General features: G+C 64.4%; 14 protein-coding genes. 6 read left to right on the top strand and 8 right to left on the bottom strand.

What is annotated here, in order from left to right:
- The first annotated feature begins 3 nt into the window (after positions 1-3).
- From IB261_RS10435 to IB261_RS10420, 4 genes are all read left to right on the top strand, one after another.
- Positions 4-897, top strand: coding sequence for a DUF2950 domain-containing protein (locus tag IB261_RS10435; protein WP_192383177.1), 894 nt, complete (start codon positions 4-6; stop codon positions 895-897).
- Between the two features lie 284 nt (positions 898-1181).
- Positions 1182-1724 carry a retropepsin-like aspartic peptidase RloA gene (rloA, locus tag IB261_RS10430; protein ID WP_081520578.1) on the top strand — a complete coding sequence of 181 codons (543 nt, stop codon included), beginning with the start codon at positions 1182-1184 and terminating at the stop codon, positions 1722-1724.
- Positions 1725-1728: 4 nt separating this feature from the next.
- A complete protein-coding gene (gene rloB, locus IB261_RS10425) occupies positions 1729-3261 on the top strand; it encodes an osmotic stress tolerance membrane protein RloB (protein ID WP_081520579.1) in 1533 nt (510 codons plus the stop codon).
- Between the two features lie 3 nt (positions 3262-3264).
- Positions 3265-4251, top strand: coding sequence for an alpha-L-glutamate ligase-like protein (locus tag IB261_RS10420; RefSeq protein WP_081520580.1), 987 nt, complete (start codon positions 3265-3267; stop codon positions 4249-4251).
- 158 nt (positions 4252-4409) lie between these two features.
- Here the strand turns inward: IB261_RS10420 and IB261_RS10415 are convergent, their stop codons facing one another.
- The 7 genes from IB261_RS10415 to IB261_RS10385 all read right to left on the bottom strand — a co-directional run bounded on the left by IB261_RS10415 (position 4410) and on the right by IB261_RS10385 (position 15247).
- Positions 4410-5594 carry a MalM family protein gene (locus tag IB261_RS10415; protein ID WP_192222947.1) on the bottom strand — a complete coding sequence of 395 codons (1185 nt, stop codon included), beginning with the start codon at positions 5592-5594 and terminating at the stop codon, positions 4410-4412.
- A 10-nt stretch (positions 5595-5604) separates the two neighbouring features.
- On the bottom strand, positions 5605-7203 hold the full coding sequence (locus IB261_RS10410; RefSeq protein WP_139791695.1) for an outer membrane protein transport protein: 1599 nt from the start codon (positions 7201-7203) through the stop codon (positions 5605-5607).
- An 18-nt stretch (positions 7204-7221) separates the two neighbouring features.
- Positions 7222-8226 (bottom strand): transporter, encoded by a 1005-nt coding sequence (locus tag IB261_RS10405; protein ID WP_081520583.1) that lies wholly within the window; start codon positions 8224-8226, stop codon positions 7222-7224.
- A gap of 48 nt (positions 8227-8274) precedes the next feature.
- Complete coding sequence (locus tag IB261_RS10400) at positions 8275-9036, bottom strand: C39 family peptidase (RefSeq protein WP_081520584.1); 762 nt, start codon at positions 9034-9036, stop codon at positions 8275-8277.
- A 90-nt stretch (positions 9037-9126) separates the two neighbouring features.
- The gene (locus tag IB261_RS10395; protein ID WP_017516894.1) at positions 9127-9582 is read right to left on the bottom strand and encodes a DUF6160 family protein; all 456 of its coding nucleotides are present in this window, start codon (positions 9580-9582) and stop codon (positions 9127-9129) included.
- 231 nt (positions 9583-9813) lie between these two features.
- Positions 9814-12537, bottom strand: coding sequence for a winged helix-turn-helix domain-containing protein (locus IB261_RS10390; RefSeq protein ID WP_081520585.1), 2724 nt, complete (start codon positions 12535-12537; stop codon positions 9814-9816).
- A 1-nt stretch (position 12538) separates the two neighbouring features.
- Positions 12539-15247, bottom strand: coding sequence for a winged helix-turn-helix domain-containing protein (locus IB261_RS10385; protein WP_192383179.1), 2709 nt, complete (start codon positions 15245-15247; stop codon positions 12539-12541).
- A gap of 162 nt (positions 15248-15409) precedes the next feature.
- On the opposite strand from IB261_RS10385, the gene pabB reads away from it, so the two are divergent.
- Complete coding sequence (gene pabB, locus IB261_RS10380) at positions 15410-16753, top strand: aminodeoxychorismate synthase component I (protein WP_192383181.1); 1344 nt, start codon at positions 15410-15412, stop codon at positions 16751-16753.
- Positions 16754-16811: 58 nt separating this feature from the next.
- Here the strand turns inward: pabB and thrH are convergent, their stop codons facing one another.
- Complete coding sequence (gene thrH, locus IB261_RS10375) at positions 16812-17429, bottom strand: bifunctional phosphoserine phosphatase/homoserine phosphotransferase ThrH (RefSeq protein WP_024765701.1); 618 nt, start codon at positions 17427-17429, stop codon at positions 16812-16814.
- A 189-nt stretch (positions 17430-17618) separates the two neighbouring features.
- Here thrH and IB261_RS10370 point away from each other — a divergent pair, with 189 nt between their 5' ends.
- Positions 17619-18353, top strand: coding sequence for a phosphoadenylyl-sulfate reductase (locus tag IB261_RS10370; protein ID WP_081520588.1), 735 nt, complete (start codon positions 17619-17621; stop codon positions 18351-18353).
- Positions 18354-18392: the final 39 nt, after the last annotated feature.

The raw sequence follows: 18392 nt of genomic DNA, 5'->3' as shown, positions 1-18392 counted from the left end.
GCCATGCCCATCGCATCGCGCCTGCTGGCGCTCGCCCTCCTCGCCGCCCTGCCCGCCAGCCTGCTGGCCCAGGACAGCTTCCCCACCCCCGACGCGGCCGCCGACGCCTTCATCGCCGCGCTCGGCACCGAAAAAGCCGATCCCGAACGCCTGGCCGCCCTGCTGGGCAAGGACTGGCAGAGCTATATACCGACCGCCGGCATCGACCGGGATGAAGTGGACGCCTTCCTCGCCCACTACAAGGACAAGCATCGGATCGAGAAGGACAACCCGCACCTCGCCCATCTGGTCGTCGGCAACGATCCCTGGACCCTGCCCCTGCCGATCGTCCACGACAAGAACGGCTGGGCTTTCAACGCCAAGGCCGGCGGCGAGGAAATCCGCATTCGCCGCATCGGCCGCAACGAGGAGTCGACCCTGGAGGCCGTGCAGGCGTACCACGATGCGCAGATGGACTACGCCGAGGTCGACCGCAACGGCGATGGCGTCCTGGAGTACGCGCAGCAGTTCGTCAGTAGCGACGGGCACCATGACGGTCTGTACTGGCCGGAAGAAGACGGCGGCGAGGAAAGCCCGCTCGGCCCATTGTTCGGCGACGACCTGCCGGGCGACGGCTGGCATGGCTACCACTACCGCATCCTCACCGCCCAGGGCCCCTCGGCCCCCGGTGGCGCCTACGACTACAAGATCGGCGGCAGGATGACCCGCGGCTTTGCCCTGATCGCCTGGCCGGTGAAGTACGGCGACAGCGGCGTGATGAGCTTCATGATCAGCCACGATGGCGAGATCTTCTCCAAGAACCTCGGCCCGGAGAGCGACAAGATTGCCAAGAAGATGAGCCGCTTCGACCCGGACAGTAGCTGGACCGAGGTCACCGCCGAGGAGGAAAAGCCCTGAGTGACTGAACCCACCCGGCCGCCTGGCAGTCGGACGGGTTCTGGCAGAGCCCGCCGCTCGCCCGGCATTCGGCGGGCCCGCAAGGCCCCTGTCATATGCCTGAAACAAATACCCTGCCAACACGCCAACCGACTGTCGCCAGCGAAAAACCACATGATAGAATTCGGCGCGCTATTGCCTGGCGTCACCAGGCCACGCCGGCCGGCATGCCGGCCACAGCCATTTGGGGTGACGACCGGGGCGTTTCTTTTCAAGGCTTTGCGGCCACTCACTCATCAAGGCCCATGAGACTCAAGCCCACTGCCCTGCTCCTCTTCCTGAGCATCTTCCTGCTTCCCGGCATCAGCGCAGCTGCCGGCAAGACCGTCTATGGCCTGAACGAATACGCCCGGATCAACGACCTGGACATCGAACTGGCCGCCAAGCTCGACACCGGTGCCAAGACCGCCTCCCTCAGCGCCCGCGACATCAAGCGCTTCAAGCGCGATGGCGAGACCTGGGTGCGGTTCTACCTGGCCACCGACACCGCCGACAGCCAGCCGATCGAGAAACCCCTGGCGCGCATCAGCAAGATCAAGCGCCGCCACGGCGACTACGACCCTGACGAAGGCAAGGCCTATACCGCGCGTCCGGTCATCGAGCTTCAGCTGTGCATGGGCAAGGCCCTGCGCACCATCGAAGTGAACCTTACCGACCGCAGCGCCTTCCAATACCCGCTTCTGATCGGCTCCGACGCGCTCAAGCGCTTCGGTGCCCTGGTCGACCCGAGCCTGAAATACGCTGCCGGCAAGCCCGGCTGCCAACCCGTAGCGAAACCTGCCGAGTAATCCCATGCGCTCTCTTACCCTGCATCTGAAGGTCCTGATCGCCATCCTGCTGACGCTGGGCGTCGCGATCACCGCCTACCAGATCTTCGTCCTCGGCATTCCCATGACCGAGGCCGAGACCGACGACCTGTGGAACATCGACGCCAAGGTCGAGTTCGTCGCCACGCCGAAGACTCCGGTGAAGGTGCAGATGTTCGTGCCGCCATTGGCCCAGGATTACGTCAGCCTCAACGAGAGCTTCGTCTCCAACAACTACGGCGTGGGCATCAACCGCTCCGACGGCAACCGCAAGGTGACCTGGTCCTCGCGCCGCGCCAGCGGCCAGCAGACCCTCTACTACCGCCTGGTGCTGACCAAGCGCTATGCCGGCGCCACCGAGAAGGCCAAGGAAAAGGGCCCGATCTTCCGCGACAGCCTGCCCCTGGAAGGCCCGGACAAGATCGCCGCCGAAGCCCTGATCGCGCCCATCCGCCAGCACTCGGCGGACGTCGAGACCTTCGTCAGCGAAGCCATCAAGCGTGCCAACAACCTCAATGACGACAACGTGAAGCTGCTGCTGGCCGGCGATACCAGCCTGGACAAGCGCTCGCATGTGGTCGAAACCCTGCTCGCGGTGGCCCATGTGCCGCTGGAGCGCGTGCACACCATCCGCCTGGTCGCCAACCAGCCGCAGCAGCCCGAACTCTGGCTGCGCAGCTACAACGGCAAGGAATGGCTGTACTTCAACCCGGAAACCGGCGAGCGCGGCCTGCCCAACGATCGCCTGATCTGGTGGCTGGGTGACGAGAGCCTGCTGTCCATCGAAGGTGGCAAGAAGGCCCAGGTCAGCTTCAGCCTCAACAGCAGCGAGATGAACGCCATCCGCCTGGCCAAGCTGTCGGACGAGAACACCGACGCGGCCTTCCTCGAGTACTCGCTGTACGGCCTGCCGCTGTCCACCCAGCAGACCTTCCAGATCATGATCATGATCCCGTTCGGCGTGCTGGTGATCCTGATCCTGCGCAACCTGATCGGCCTGCAGACCCTGGGCACCTTCACCCCGGTGCTGATCGCCCTGGCCTTCCGCGAGACCGGCCTGCAGTGGGGCATCGGCCTGTTCACCGTGATCACCGCGCTGGGCCTGTCGCTACGCTCGTACCTGGAACACCTGAAGTTGCAGATGCTGCCACGCCTGTCGGTGGTGCTGACCTTCGTGGTGGTGATGATCGCCGCCATCAGCCTGCTCAGCCACAAGCTCGGCTTCGAGAGCGGCCTGTCGGTCGCCCTGTTCCCGATGGTGATCCTGACCATGAGCATCGAACGCCTGTCGATCACCTGGGAAGAGCGCGGCGCCGCCCACGCCATGAAGGCTGCCATCGGCACCCTGTTCGCCGCTGCCCTGGCGCACATCCTGATGCGCGTACCGGAGCTGGTGTACTTCGTGTTCACCTTCCCGGCCGTGCTGCTGATTCTGGTGTCGTTCATGCTGGCGATGGGTCGCTACCGCGGTTACCGCCTGACCGAACTGTTCCGCTTCAAAGCCTTCCTCAAGGACTAAGCCATGTTCGGCCTGATCAAGCGATGGAAAGCCCTGGAAGCCAAAGGCATCATGGGCATCAACCGACGCAACGCGGACTACGTGCTCAAGTACAACCAGCGGCACCTGTACCCGATCGTCGACGACAAGATCATCACCAAGCAGCGCGCCATCGAGGCGGGCATCCACGTACCGGAAATGTACGGGATCATCTCCACCGAGAAGGAGATCGAACGCCTGCCGGAGATCATCGGCGAGCGCAGCGACTTCGTGATCAAGCCGGCGCAGGGCGCCGGCGGCGACGGCATCCTGGTGATCGCCGATCGCTTCGAGGAGCGCTACAAGACGGTCTCCGGGCGGATCATCAGCCATGAGGAAATCGAGCACCAGCTGTCGAGTATCCTCACCGGCCTGTACTCCCTGGGCGGCCACCGTGACCGCGCGCTGATCGAGTACCGGGTGACCCCGGACCAGATCTTCAAGAGCATCAGCTACGAAGGTGTACCGGACATCCGCATCATCGTGCTGATGGGCTACCCGGTGATGGCGATGCTGCGTCTGCCGACCCGCCAGTCCAACGGCAAGGCCAACCTGCACCAGGGCGCCATCGGCGTGGGTGTGGACCTCGCCACTGGCCTGACCCTGCGCGGCACCTGGCTGAACAACAAGATCAGCAAGCACCCGGACACCACCAACGCGGTGGACGGCGTGCAGTTGCCCAACTGGGACGGCTTCATGAAGCTCGCTGCCGGCTGCTACGAGTTGTGCGGCCTGGGCTACATCGGCGTGGACATGGTGCTGGACCAGGACAAGGGCCCGCTGATCCTCGAACTCAATGCCCGCCCCGGCCTGAACATCCAGATCGCCAACGACTGCGGCCTGACCTTGCGTACCCATGCCGTCGAGGCGCATCTCGCCGAGCTGGAAGCCAAGGGCGTGAAGGAGACGGTGGAAGAGCGCGTGCGCTTCTCCCAGCAGCTCTTCGGTCATGTGCACCCGAAGGAAGTCTGAGGCGCCCCGCCCCACAAAAAAGCCCGGCATTCGCCGGGCTTTTTCATGGTCATCTGATTTCGCGGACAGCGCGTAGGGCGCATAACACGCCAACGGCGTTATCCGCCGTGGAGGCTGGCGGATAACCCGTTCCGGGTTATCCGCCCTACGGAACTGCTTCAGCGCACTACGGCCAGCTCGAACCCACCCTGGTCTCCGTGCTCGCGCACCTTCATCCCGGCCTCGTTCACCGCCAGGTCTTCCAGCGGTCGCTTGTAGGGCTTGTTGTCGAGGGTCTGCAGGCTGCGGTCCTCGTCGGTAGTGAGCAGCAGGACGTAACGCTCACCCTGGTTGGCGCGCACCGGGATTGTCCCCTCGATGAAGGCATAGCGGTACCAGGTCTCCGGGTTGAGCTTGTACACCGCGTCACTCACCAGGCGCGTCGGGCGCTTCTGCTCGTCGAGGAACAGCAGCGACGGGTAGACCACCTGGTGGTTTGCGAAGCTGCGCACGCGCAAGCCGTAGACGTGTTGTGAGCTGGGTAGCTTCATTGCCACGAAGTAGCTCTTGCCCATGGGGAAATCGAAGCTCGGCGAGAACTTGTTCAGCTCCTCGTAGCGCGGTTCTTCCACCGACAGCTCGGTGAAGTCACCGTCGCCCATCTGATCGCAGCAACGCCGCTGCAGGTCGACATAGAGGTCGTCCAGGGTCTTGCCACTGCCCTTGAGCAGCGCCTTCATGGCGTCAGTCTGCTCGCCCATGCCGTCGAGCCCCGGCAGGTTGTTCGGGCGCCCCTTCAGGTCGATCTGCCGGCCTTCGGTAAAGGCGATAGTGCTACCACCCTGCTCGCCCCGACGAAACATCGCCCCGCGCTGCTCCGCCGTGATCGGCGAGTTGCGCACCTGCCCCTTGTCGTCGACCCAGGTGAAGTACGGGTTGCCGTTCTCACTGCGGACAAAGCCGCGATCCTCGTAGGACTCGGCGTCGATGTACTCGGAAGAGTGCTCACCATTGGGCAGCACGTAATCCGCGCGGCCGGGTGCTACCTGGCCGGCGGCGTAGAAGCTGTTCTGCAGGTTGCCCTGAGCGTCCACCCAGGTGAAGTAGCGGCGCTTGCTCTCCCCTGCCGGCCGGGCACCCGGCCACTGGGTGGCGCTGAGGTCGATCAAGCGTGCGCGGTCGCTCTGGTCGATGCGCTTGTCCGCCTGGCGCTGCTGTTGGGCGTAGTTGGCATCGACGAAGGTGTTATGCACCTGGCCGCTGTCGTCGATCCACGACAGGTAGCGACCGCTGGCAGCCTGCGCCGATGCGCTCGCCACGCCGACGGCGGCGACGCAGGAAATCAGGAGGGTCAGCCTGTTCATGTTGTTGCCCTCAGAAGGTGGTGCGGTAAGTCATGGCGAACACATAGGCCTTTACCGTGGTGCTGACGTCGAGGCCGGCATAGGGGTTGTACACCAGGTTGTCGATGCCGGTGCAGTTCAGATTGCAACTGGTGCCCGCCTTGATGCTCTGCTTGGAGACGAAGTAGTTGAAGCCCAGGTCGATCACCGTGTCCTTGTCCCACTGATAGCCCAGGCCCAGGCCGTAGAGATCGGCGTCGCCGATGGGCACCAGGGCATCGGCCTTGTCCTTGGGGATCGCCGAGGGACGGTACTCGTATCCGGCGCGCAGTTGCAGGCGGTCGTTGACGTCGTACTGCACGCCCATGGCATAGCTCCAGGTGTCCTGGTAGCCGCGGTCGAGGATGATGCTGTGGTCGGTGGCGCCGTTGGGCGCAAAGTTCTTGGCGATGCGCAGCAGGTCGAGCTCCTTGTCGAACTCGATTTCCAGCTTGTTCCAGTCGCTGTAGTCGGTCCACTTCAGGTCGAAGTTGAACTGCCACCTATCGAACGGACGCACCTTGATGCCGGTGGAGAAGCTGTCCGGGTTGACCATGTTCAGCGTCGCCACGCCGTGCTCTTCCTCGGCGTTGCCGTAGGGGAACAGCGGGCTGAGGAAGGCGCCGAACACCGAGTTCTGCATGCCGGACCAGAAGCCCTGCCAGTCCTTGGTGTAGTCGACGCGGTACTTGCCCTTGAGGTGCATGCGCGACTCGCTCTGGTAGGTCGCGCCCCAGGCAAGCCAGTCGTAGGGTTCCCAGAGCACGCCCAGGTTGAAGCTCGGCGACAGGGTCTGCTGCATGTCCAGCTTGAGGTTGGCCAGCGAGTCGTAGGGACCGATGCGGCCGCCGCAGACGTTGAACACCAGCTCGACGATCTCCTGCGCACCCGGCACGCAGGTGGTGTCGTGCAGGGTCTGCAGCAGGCCGGTGAGCAGGCCGGGGTTGCGGAAGTCGGTATCCAGCGCCATCGCCTGGTGGGAGAAGCCGATGCTCAGGCCCACCGACAGGTCGTCGTTGACCTCGTAGCCCACCGAGGGCGAGAAGTAGGTGATGCGCTGCAGCGAGACGCGGCGGCCTTCGTAGCGTGCCGGGTCGCTGTCGGAGTCGCGCGAATAGCCCAGCGCCTGGGGCGCGTAGACGTTGGTGGCGAAGGTGAACTTGGAGCCCGGCGGGTTGATCGACAGGCCGGCCAGTGGCGCCACCAGCAGCGGCATGTCGGTCATGCCGCCGAGGCCCGGCAGGTACATGGTCGGAGTCAGGGTACGGCTGTTCTCACCGGCCACCGGGTCGTCGTCCAGGCCGAAGGAGGACGAACCATAGTCCGGCGGCGCCTTGAAACCGGCGCGGATATCCATGACCCCGGTGATCAGCTTGAGCTGGGTCTGGCGGCCCTTGAGCTTGGTCAGGGCAGCAGGGTTGTAGTGCACCGCGTCGATGCCGGTGGAGTCGGCCGTGACCGCGTTGGCCATGGCCATGGCCTTGGGGTTGCCGATGGTCAGGTCGTTGGCGAGCTGGGCGTTGGCGAGCGTCGCCCAGCCAAACCCTACCCCTGCCATCGCCACCGCGAGGGGCGAAATGCGCATAGTCATGTGGTGGTCGCTCGTCGGTTACTGGGCTTTTAGGCCTTGGATATCCAGGGGAAGGGAAACCCCCAGCAGTACATCCGGCGAGTCTTCGGTCAGACCGAAACCGGCGTTCACGTTGACGATGTAGTCCGGCGATGTTCGCAGGCCGAGCGAGAAGTTCATGATCGCGCTGGTCTGCTCGGGCGCCTCGACCGTGCGGTCGTTGAAGTAGTACTTGTTCTTGAACGAGTAGGCCATCTGGTAGGAGGTGGCCAGGGAAACGTCGTAGGACAGCGCGTAGGCCATACCCATGGCGAAGTTCAGCGTGTCACCCGGCACCACCTTCTCCAGCTCCTCGCCGAACTGGTTCTGGTGGATGTCATCAACCTTCATGTTGTAGGTGTAACCCAGCGAGCCGTAGAGCACGACGGGGTCGATCACGTAGGACATGTTGGCGCCGGCGCCCAGGCTGTAGAAGCCGTTGCCGGTGGAGACGTCATCCTGCACGTTGCCCTTGTACGGGCTATCGCCGGTGGGCAGGCCGAGGGTCGCGTAGAGCGTGGTGACCGGGGCGCCGCGGCGCGCGGCCCAGGGCTGCCAGCGCAGGGTGGCGGAGACGTCGCCCAGGCTGTAGGCATGGATGTCGCGCTCGGTGTCGTACTTGGCCACGAACGGCAGGCGCATGCTGAAGGTCAGGTTGTCCCAGATGCCATAGTCGAAGGTGAACGAGTTGGTGAAGGTGTGTTGCGCCTCGCTCTGGGCCAGCACGCTGTAGACGTTCTCGCCACTGCGCACGGCCTGCAGGCGGGTGTCGCGCATCAGGGTGTAGTCGAAGCCGTAGGTCAGCTGGCGCTCACCTTTCTTGAGCAGGGTGTAGCTCTTCTCGGCGGCCTGGAATACCTGCTCCAGCGCCTTGGCGCTGTCGGCGTCGGTATCCTTCTTGGCCAGCGCATCACGCGCGTCTTCGGTTGTCGCTTCTTCGGCGATGGTGCTGGTACTTGCCAGCAAGGCCAGAGCGGCAACGCACGCAAACCCCTTGAAATCCATGTTGCTATCCCCTGGTCTTGTTCTTATTCGTATGGGCCGATCGGGCGATCACTTGCGCCGGATGTACTGGACATCTCCGTTCGTGGCGGCTGTGCCAATCTGGTTCTGGGTGACCTTGCTCATCTCCGGGAACTCGCGGAATGCCAGCAGGCTCACGGTCCGGTCGTCCACCAGGCGCATGTCGGCCTCCTTCAGCTCCAGGGCGTTCCTGGGCTCCTGGCCGCTGGGGTAGATCACGAAGAGCACGTTCTGGTCCCAGATTTCCTCGAAACGGGCGCGGGTGAAACTGATGTTGCCCAAGGCAGGATCGGCAACGAAGACGTGGTCGTTGTAGACGTCGCGGACCACGACGAAATGCTTGAAGCCGGCATAGTGGATCGGCACCAGCGCCGGGTGTTCGAGCGAGTCCAGGTCGGAGAACTCGGCACGGAAGCCGCCACTCTTGTAGCCGAGTGCGGCGGCATAGCGCTTCATGTCCAGAAGTGAGAATCCACGGCGCTGGACGATCTTGTCGGCCTCGCCGTACTTGATCAGGCCTTCCATGACCTGACGTTCTTCCAGGTTGCGGCCCAGGTAGTAGTCCAGCAGCGTGGTCAGCGCCGCCGAGCCGCAGCTGTAGTCGTAGGCCTGGCGGATGACGTTGCGGAACTGCACCTGGCTCATCGGCTCGAGCTGGACCGACTCACGGAAGGGACCGTTGGGCGTGAGCGGCTGCGAGATGTTCACTGTGCCCTGCTGTTGCGGCTTGGTATCCACGGCCTGGGTAAAACCGAACAGGCCCAGCAGGCTTCCCAGCAGAATCTCGAACATCCCACCCCTCGCTTCAAATTCTGGAAGTCATTCCTGGAAGACCCTCGCCGGCAGGCGCCGGCAAGGGGTACTGCGCTTCAACCTTCGGGATCAGTGACCCCAGACCTTCACGGTCGAACCGGCGAGGTTCAGGTTGGAAACGGTCAGCGAACCAATGCTGGCGCCGCCGGTGCCTACCTTGACGGCGTCGATGGTGACGTCACCGGTCACGGTGGGCAGGCCGATGGCCAGTTGTTCGGTGGCTACGGCAGTGCCGCCGCCAACCGGAGTGATGTTGGTTTTCACCACGTCGACGGTCATCGGCGCGTTGTCGGCGATGGTCACGCTCGGCAGGTGGATACCCTGCAGGACCAGGGAACCGCCGTTGGTGTCGGCGTCCTTGTAGGTGACAGCGCCAATGGAGGCGTTGAAGGTACCGGAAATGCTGATGCCATCCTGGCCGGTGATACCGGACAGTGCAGCGTCATCCATGGATTTCATGTCGGCATGTGCCAGGAACGGAGCGGCCAGAACTGCGCTTGCAAGAACCAGTTGCTTGATTTTCATTGTTATAACTCTCCAGTGTTCAGGTGGGGTTGCCCCAGGCACTGCAAGGGGCGTCCTACCCCGCTGCAGGTTGACCGGCTGCTGCCGATCTTCCAGACCCCCGACTTCTTCCTTAGGCGCCGCGGGTATGGATTCGTGAAGCACGAAGCTTCTCGTCCTGGTCTCCAAGCTACTGACCCGCCGTGAGCCTGCCAGCCCATCCAAGGGATGGCGCAAAACCAACCGTCCGACTCAAGCTTCGCTGAGCAGTCCCAGACTCTTCCCCTTGAGTACCGCCTGGGTGCGGCTGCGCACGCCGAGCTTGGCGAACAGGTTGTGCAGATGCCACTTGATGGTGGCCTCCGACAGATGCACCGCCTGGGCGATATCCCGGTTCGACAAACCCGCCGCCACGAGCCGCAGGATTTCCCGCTCGCGATGGCTAACATCTTGATTTTCATCGAAACTTTCGGGATCTACAGAGAGCCTGCGGCACTGTTCGCGAAGCATCTCGGCCACCCCTTGCCAGGCCGATGCGCGCTTGGGTTCGGCGCCTTTCCAGGCCTCCCAGAGCGGCAGTAGCCACAGGGCGTCGTCCTGGAACAGGCGCCGGTAACCCAGGTTCCAGGCTTCCTCGAGGGTGGGGGCGAACAGAGCGAAGGCTTTTTCGCTGTTACCTTTCTGCCAATACGCCACAGAAAGTAACAGCGAAAGACGCAGCCGCCGGTCGCGCTGATAGGGCGAGGTAAAGCCCGCCAGGCACGATTCCAGACGCTGCTGCGCACGTTCGGCGTGGCGCTCGGAAAGCGCCAGGCGCGCCTCCGCCATCACCAGCGCCGCGTGGGCATCGGCGTAGCGTTCGGCGTTGAGCCCTGACAGGTGCCGCGCCAGTTGCAGACACACGCGCTCGGCCTCGTTGGGCCGGCGCATCCACAGCAGCAGCTGCACCTTGCAGCTCATGGCCAGCGCATGCACCCGCTCGTAGCCCGGCGACTGCAGGCCAACCAGCCATTCGTCGAGCTGGGCCAACCCTTGTTCGGCCTCACCAGCGAAGAATCGCGCCTTGGCCATCACCAACTGGCCACGACTGATCAGCTCAACCGGTGTGGCAACGTCGCGCCAGGTGGTGGCCAGCGGCAGTTCGGCGAGAATTGCCGCGTGGCGATCCTGCTCGTAGAGCAGATCGGCATAGGCCAGGGACAACGGTCCTCCGACCCGGCTGCGCCGGCCGAAGACCCGCTCCACACGGCTGCGCGCGCTCTCGGCGATGGTCCGCCCACGCTCCAGCTCACCGCGCTCCTTGCAGATCAGCGCCTCGATCATGCTGACGACGACCTGCAGGTATTCGCTGTCGGCCATGCGCAGGCAATCGCGGGCGACACCGATAGCGTTCGCCGCTTCGGCGTAGTCACCCAGCAGCGCATAGGCCGCCGCCTGGATGCACGACAGGCTGGCGCGGAACACCGGCTGGTTGCCTGGCACCAGCGCCAGCCACTGGCGCGCCACCTTCAGGCAGGCCTCCAGCTTGTCCTGGTAGAGCAGCACCAGCGCCTTGAGTACCTGGGCCACGGCGAGCAATTCGGCCATGCCGAAGTGGCGCACCTTGCCCTGCCCCTGCAGCAGCCGGACGCTGAGCTCTTCGATCAGCGCCTCGGCCTCGGCGAACTTCTGCTCGAAGGCCAGTTGCCAGGCGTAGAAGATCTGGAACACCGGGTGCTCGCGGATCACCTCGGCGGGAATGCTGCTGAGCATGCCGAGGATGCCGTACACGCGGTTGCCGGCAATCAGCTTGGCGCCCTGGCGCTCCAGCAGGTCGGCGGCGAAGGCGTAGTCGCGGGCGCGCAGGGCGTACTTGATCGCACGGTCCGCCATGTCGCGACCCTCGCACCAGCGCGCGGCAGCATGCAGCAGCGGCGTCGGATCGGAGTTGCGCGCCAGGCGGCCCTGGAGGAATTCGGCGAACAGGTGGTGGTAGCGGAACCACTCGCGCTGGTCATCCAGCGGGATGATGAACAACTGCTCGTTCTGCAGCCGCATCAGCATGTCCAGGCCATCGCGGCGCCCGGTCAGGGCGTTGCACAGTTCAGCGCAGAATTCGTCGAGCACCGAGGTCTGGTCGAGGAACTGCTGCAGCGGTTCGGGCAGGCTGCGCAGAACGTCCTCGGCGAGGTAGTCGGCAAGGTCGCGCTCGGTACCGGAAAGCCCCTTGAGCAGCGCCGCGCGGTCCGGGTTGCGCGCCAGCGCCAGGGCCGCGAGATGCAGCGCAGTGATCCAGCCTTCGGTGCGTTTATGCAGCAGCTTGAGCTCGCTGTCGCTCAGGGCCAGCCCCTTGAGTTCGGTGAGGAAGGTGTCGGTTTCCTCGCGGGTCAGGCGCAGGTCGTCGCCGCTCAGGCAGAAGGCCCAGGGCGCCAGGCCAGGCTCGTCGACCAGGAAGCGCGGGCGATAGCGCGTGCTGGTGACCAGGCGGATGTTGTCCGGCAGGTGCTCGATCAGGTAGCGCGCACCGTGGGCCAGCGCCGGGTGGCGGATCTGGTGGAAGTCGTCGAGCAGCAGGTAGATCGGCCCGTCGAGGCGACGCAGGTCGGAAAGGAAGGCGTCGATGATGCCTTCCAGCGGCAGGGTCATGTCCGACTGCAGCAGGTTCGAGGTGTTGGTGCCGAAATCCGCCTCGACGCTGCGGATGCTCGCCACCAGGTACTGCACCAGGCGCTGCGGCTCGCTGTCGCCCTCGTCGCAGGACATCCAGGCGACCCGTGCGCCACCCTCCAGCAGGCGCTGGCGGAACAGGCTGAGAATGGTGCTCTTGCCGAACCCGGCCGGCGCACTGAGGATCAGCACGCGCTGCTGGCGGTGGGCATACAAGCGGTCGATCAGGGCGCGGCGCGGCAGCAGCGAATCGCTGTCGGTGCGCGGTGGGAACAGCTTGGTGCGCAGCAGCGGCATGGGCTGCTGCGGCAGTGTGGTCAGGGTCGTCATGTCAGAGCAGACTCAGCTCGCGGGCACGGCGTATCGCTTGGGTCCGATTGCGCACCTTGAGCTTCTCGTAGATGTTGTGCAGGTGCCATTTGACGGTGCCCAGGGCCAGCGACAGCTGCTGGCCGATCTCCTCGTTGGAGAGTCCCTGGGCCGCCAGGCATACCACCTCGCGCTCGCGGTCGGTCAGACCTTCCTCGAGCACCTCGGGTGACCTGCGTGCTTCCTGCCCCGGCCAGACGGTCAACATTCCGCGAATGAAGACCTGCAGCGCCGGTTGTCGCTCAGTGGACTCCAGCTGCTGCAGCAACTGGCGAATCCCCTCGCCTTCCTCGATGAAAATGCTCCGCACCCCTTCCCGCTCGGCGCCGACCAGGCATTGGCCGAGCAGGCTGTGGGAGCGTTCCTGGTAGCCCAGGCGCTGGTAGCTCAGGGCCGCCAGCAAGTCCAGGCGCAGCCGTTGCAGGCCGTGCCAGCCCGGCTGCAGCATGCCGCGCAGCTGGGTGATTTCGTGCAACGCCTCGCTGAAGTGCCCGCGCGCCTGGAGCAGGCGCACACGGCTGATGCCCTGCACCCAGAGCACCGGGTTGAACGGCATCTGTTTGTAGTGGCTGGCGAGCTTTGCCCAGTCGATCGCCTTGAGCCGCTGCTCGGCGCGCTTGCAGCGGTCGGTGGCGGTTTCCTGGAGGATCAGGTTGATCTCCTCGCCCACCGCCATGGCGAAGAAGCGCCAGGACTGGTTGCGCGAAGCCAGGGTCTGCATCAGCCCCAGAGTCGCCAGTGCTTCCTTGCCGCGGCCCTGCAGGCGCTGGATGCGCGCCAGGCACTGCATGCCCTGGGCGTACAGGTCGATGGGATTGACCACGTCGACCCGGCCCAGCGCCCAGCGCAGGCGTTCTTCAAGGCCATCCAGTTCGGTGCGGTAGTAGGCCGTCAGCGCTTCGGCGATGGCCGGCAACGCCAGGGCCTGGGAGCGTTTGTCGAACAGCGGCATGGCCTGCTCACGTACGCGCTCGATGAGCATCTGCGCCTGGTTGACGTGTCCCTGCTCCAGCGCCAGCACCACTTCGATGGTGCATTGCTGCATGTGCAGGTAGCGGCCATCGAGGAAGTGGTTGCGCTGCTGCGCCAGCCCCATCAGGCGACGTGCCTGCTCCGCCTGGCCACGCACGACCTGGGCGAAGGCGGCGATCAGCAGGATCGCGCCCTCGAGGAACGCCGAGTTCTGCCCCAGTTGGCTCTCCACCTTGCGAGCCAGGGTAATGCACTGTTCGAGGTCATCTTTCTGCAGCGCCAGTACGGCTTTCACCGCCAGCGCCGAGAGGTACTGGTTGCCCATCGGGCCGTTGCCGCGCGAGTCGCCCCAGCGCGCCAGCAGCTCGTCGATCATGCGATTGGCTTCGGGCAGGCTGAGCTCGGTGGCACGGGTCCAGACGTCGCTGAGCACGAGGATCGGGTAGCGCTCGGCGATCTCGTTCGGCACATGCTTGCGCCAACGCGAGATCAGGTAGAGCTGGCCCCGGTTGATCAGCTCCAGGCCGCAGCCATCGACCAGCGCGGCTAGCATCTCCGGGTCCTCAGCGAGACAGGCGTGCTCGATGGCCAGGGTCGGCATGTGGTGATTGGTGAACCACAGGCTGGCGTTGAAGTGCAGTTGCTTGAAGCGCTCCGGGTCGCGCTCGCGCAGGCGGGCGCGGAGGAAGTCGGCGAACAGCTGGTGGAAGCGGTACCACTGGCGGTCGCGGTCCAGCGGCAGGAGGAACAGCTGCATGCTGTCCAGGTGCTCCAGCAGCGCCTGGCCGTCCTGGCGACCGGTCAGGGTGTTGGCCAGATCGCCGTTCAGGCGATTGGCGATCCCCAGGGACAGCAGGGCGCCCTGCACGTCGGCCGGCAGGCGCTCGAACACCGCGCGCAGCAGGTAATCACCCACCGCCGCCTTGTCGCTGCTGAGCAGCCTGAGGTCTTCCGGAGCACCCGGCTGCTGGCGCAGCCACAGGCTGACCAGGTGAACCCCCGCCATCCAACCTTCGGTCTGGTTGTGCAGCGACTTCAGGCAGCTATCTTCGAGTTGCAGGCCATCGCGGGCCAGGTACTCGCGGGTTTCGTCGCGGGACAGGCGCAGCTCGTCCTGGCCGATTTCCAGCAGCAGCCCCTTGGCGCGCCAGGTAGCGAGGTTCAGCGGCGGCTGGGAACGGCTGCCGATGGCCAGGGTCAGGCCGGGCGGCGCGTACTGCACCAGGCGATTGAGGCCGGCGAAGACGTCGGAATGGGTGATCTCATGCAGGTCGTCGAGTACCAGCAGGACCTTGCGCTCGTCGCGGGAGAGGTCCATCAGCAGGCTTTCCATGACCGCGACCACGGGCACACGCATGGTGTTGTGCACGTAGCCCAGCGCATCCTCGCCAGTGCCCGGCACGGAGGTAGCCAGGGCCTGGATGAGCTTCAGGCAGAAACGACCGGGATCGTCGTCGTCACTCTCCAGGGAGAGCCAGGCGACCTTGTGGCCTTCGCTTGCACGCTTGCCGGCCAGCGCCGCCAGTGCGGTGGTCTTGCCGAAGCCGGCGGGCGCCGAGAACGACAGGATCGAGGCATAAGGATGTCGGTCCAGGGCATTCTGGACCTCGGGACGAATCAAATAATCAGCAGGCACCCGAGGGGGTGTTAATCTGGAGCGCAGAAGGCTGCCGGCTGCGGGCTCGAGCACTACATCCACGGCCTGTATCCCTATGTCATTATCGTTGTTGGTACGGAGCACTGTCCGCGTGGGATTCGTCACTTCTTATCAGAATGCTTTTCCTACGTAAACTGAAGAAATAGCTCTAGGATCGACACTTCAGCCGACCTGATCACCTCATTTGCCTGCACGCTGTTACCCATGCCTGACTGTTTTCTGTACCCGCTTCCTTACCGGGAAGACCCGGGCGAACGCTTCGCCCTGATTCATCGGGCACCCGGCGCCGTACTCCTGGACGCCGGTCGACCCATTGCCACACGTGGACGCTATGACCTTCTGAGCGCCTGGCCATTGGCAGAACTGGCACCAACCGCCGACGAATCGGCCAAGCGCTTCTTCGCTCGCGCAAGAGCCGCCTTGCAGAGCCTGGGCGAGGCAAAAGTCCCGGACAATCACCAATTGCCATTCGTCGGCGGAATGATCGGTTATCTCGGTTATGACTTCGGCCGGCGCGTCGAGCACCTGCCCGAACCGAACCTCGACGACCTCGCTCTCCCCGACGCACGCCTGGGCCTGTATGCCTGGGCGCTGGTCACCGACCACGAGGAGCGCAGCAGCCAGCTGGTTTTCCACCCGTCACTGGCGACGAGCGAGCGGGAGCGTCTGATCGCGCTGTTCGAGAACGCCCACGATGATGAAGCGCTGCCGCCCTTCCAGCTTGCTGCGCCCTTCCGTCCGGACCTGAGCCGCGAGCAGTACCGCGAAGCGCTGGAGCGGGTGCACGGCTACATCCTCGCTGGCGACTGCTACCAGGTGAACTACACGCAGCGCTTCCGTGCGCCCTGCCAGGGCTCGCCCTGGCTGGCCTACCGCGCGCTGCGCGAGGCCTGCCCTACGCCCTTTGCCGGTTACCTGGCATTGCCCGAAGGCGCCGTCCTCAGCCTGTCGCCGGAGCGCTTCATCCAGCTCCACGGCAAGCAGGTGGAAACCCGCCCGATCAAGGGCACCCGCCCGCGCGGCGACACCCCAGAGGCCGACCGACAGAATGCCGATGCCCTGCTCGCCAGCGAGAAGGATCGTGCCGAGAACCTGATGATCGTCGACCTGCTGCGCAACGACCTGGGCCGCAGCTGCCGCCCTGGCAGCGTGCGTGTGCCCGAGCTGTTCGCGGTGGAGACCTACCCCAACGTCCACCACCTGGTCAGCAGCGTGCGTGGCGAACTGGCGGACGGCAAGGACGCGCTGGACCTGCTCGAAGGCAGCTTCCCCGGTGGCTCCATCACCGGCGCACCGAAAGTCCGCGCCATGCAGATCATCGACGAGCTGGAGCCGACCCAGCGCAGCATTTACTGCGGCAGCCTGCTCTACCTCGATGTGCGCGGCGAAATGGACAGCTCCATCGCCATCCGCACCGTACTGGTCAAGGACGGCCAGGCAAGCTGCTGGGCCGGCGGCGGCATCGTGGCCGACTCGAAATGGGAAGAGGAATACGAGGAATCGCTGACCAAGGTGGGCGTGCTGCTGCGGACCCTGGAAAGCCTCTGACAGAAACGTAGAAAACAAAAAGCCCCGCATCAGCGGGGCTTTTTCGTCACAGCCGGTATTACAGGCTGAGCGGGCGGTTGGACGCCTTGAGGAATTCCTTCTTCAGGTCCTCATAGGTGTGCACGGCCGGGAACTGCGGGAACTCGCGAATCACGTTTTCCGGCGCGTGGAACAGGATGCCGGCGTGGGCTTCGGAGAGCATGGTGGTGTCGTTGTAGGAGTCGCCGGCGGCGATCACACGGTAGTACAGGCTCTTGAAGGCGATGACCGACTGACGCTTCGGGTCCTTCTGGCGCAGTTGGTAATCCACCACGCGATCGGTCTCGTCGGTGATCAGCTTGTGGCACAGCAGGGTCGGGAAACCGAGCTGGCGCATCAGCGGCTGGGAGAACTCGTAGAAGGTGTCGGAGAGGATCACCACCTGGAAGCGCTCGCGCAGCCAGTCGACGAACTCCACCGCGCCTTCCAGCGGCTTCAGGGTGGCGATCACTTCCTGGATGTCGGACAGCTTCAGGCCGTGCTCGTCGAGGATGCGCAGACGCTGCTTCATCAGCACGTCGTAATCCGGGATGTCACGGGTCGTCGCCTTCAGCGCTTCGATACCGGTTTTTTCAGCGAAGGCGATCCAGATTTCCGGAACCAGAACCCCTTCCAGGTCGAGACAGGCGATTTCCACGAACGATTTCCCCGCAGGTTTGACTTGAGAGGCGGCACTCTAGCCGCTCGCTCCAGGCGGTGCAACGCACCACTTATACCCAAACACCACAGTCGACCTTCCTGATGGTTATTTAGGGGCATATCCCCCTCTTTGCTACCATCGCGCCCACAGAGCGCCTTGCGCCATTAAAACTAGGAATACCGCCTGATGAGCCTCCCGTTCGATATCGCGGAAATCGCCGCGAGCTATGCCAGCAAAGCCCCACAGGACATCCTGAAGCTTGCCTTCGAGCACTTCGGCGACGAGCTGTGGATTTCCTTCAGCGGCGCCGAGGACGTGGTGCTGGTGGACATGGCCTGGAAGCTCAACAAGAACGTCAAGGTGTTCAGCCTGGACACCGGCCGCCTGCACCCGGAGACCTACCGCTTCATCGAGCAGGTTCGCGAGCACTACGGCATCGCCATCGAAGTGATGACCCCCGACCCGCGCCTGCTGGAGCCGTTCGTCAAGGAAAAGGGTCTGTTCAGCTTCTTCAAGGACGGCCATGGCGAGTGCTGCGGCATCCGCAAGATCGAGCCGCTCAAGCGCAAGCTGTCCACCGTGACCGCCTGGGCCACCGGCCAGCGCAAGGACCAGAGCCCCGGCACCCGCAGCCAGGTGGCCGTGGTCGAGGTGGACGGCGCCTTCTCCACCCCGGAGAAACCGCTGGTGAAGTTCAACCCGCTGGCGAACATGAGCAGCGAAGAGGTCTGGGCCTATATCCGCATGCTGGAAATCCCCTACAACAGCCTGCACGAGCGCGGCTTCATCAGCATCGGCTGCGAGCCCTGCACCCGCCCGGTGCTGCCGAACCAGCACGAGCGCGAAGGCCGCTGGTGGTGGGAAGAAGCCACGCAGAAAGAGTGCGGCCTGCACGCCGGCAATTTGATCAGCAAGGCCTGAAGCCGTACCCTCGGCTGACGGAAATTTCCTTGTCAGCCC

Source organism: Pseudomonas sp. PDM20 (assembly GCF_014852575.3).
GTDB lineage: Bacteria > Pseudomonadota > Gammaproteobacteria > Pseudomonadales > Pseudomonadaceae > Pseudomonas.
The sequence above is the reverse complement of the archived record's forward strand: the minus strand, read 5'-3'. Positions and strand labels throughout refer to the sequence as shown.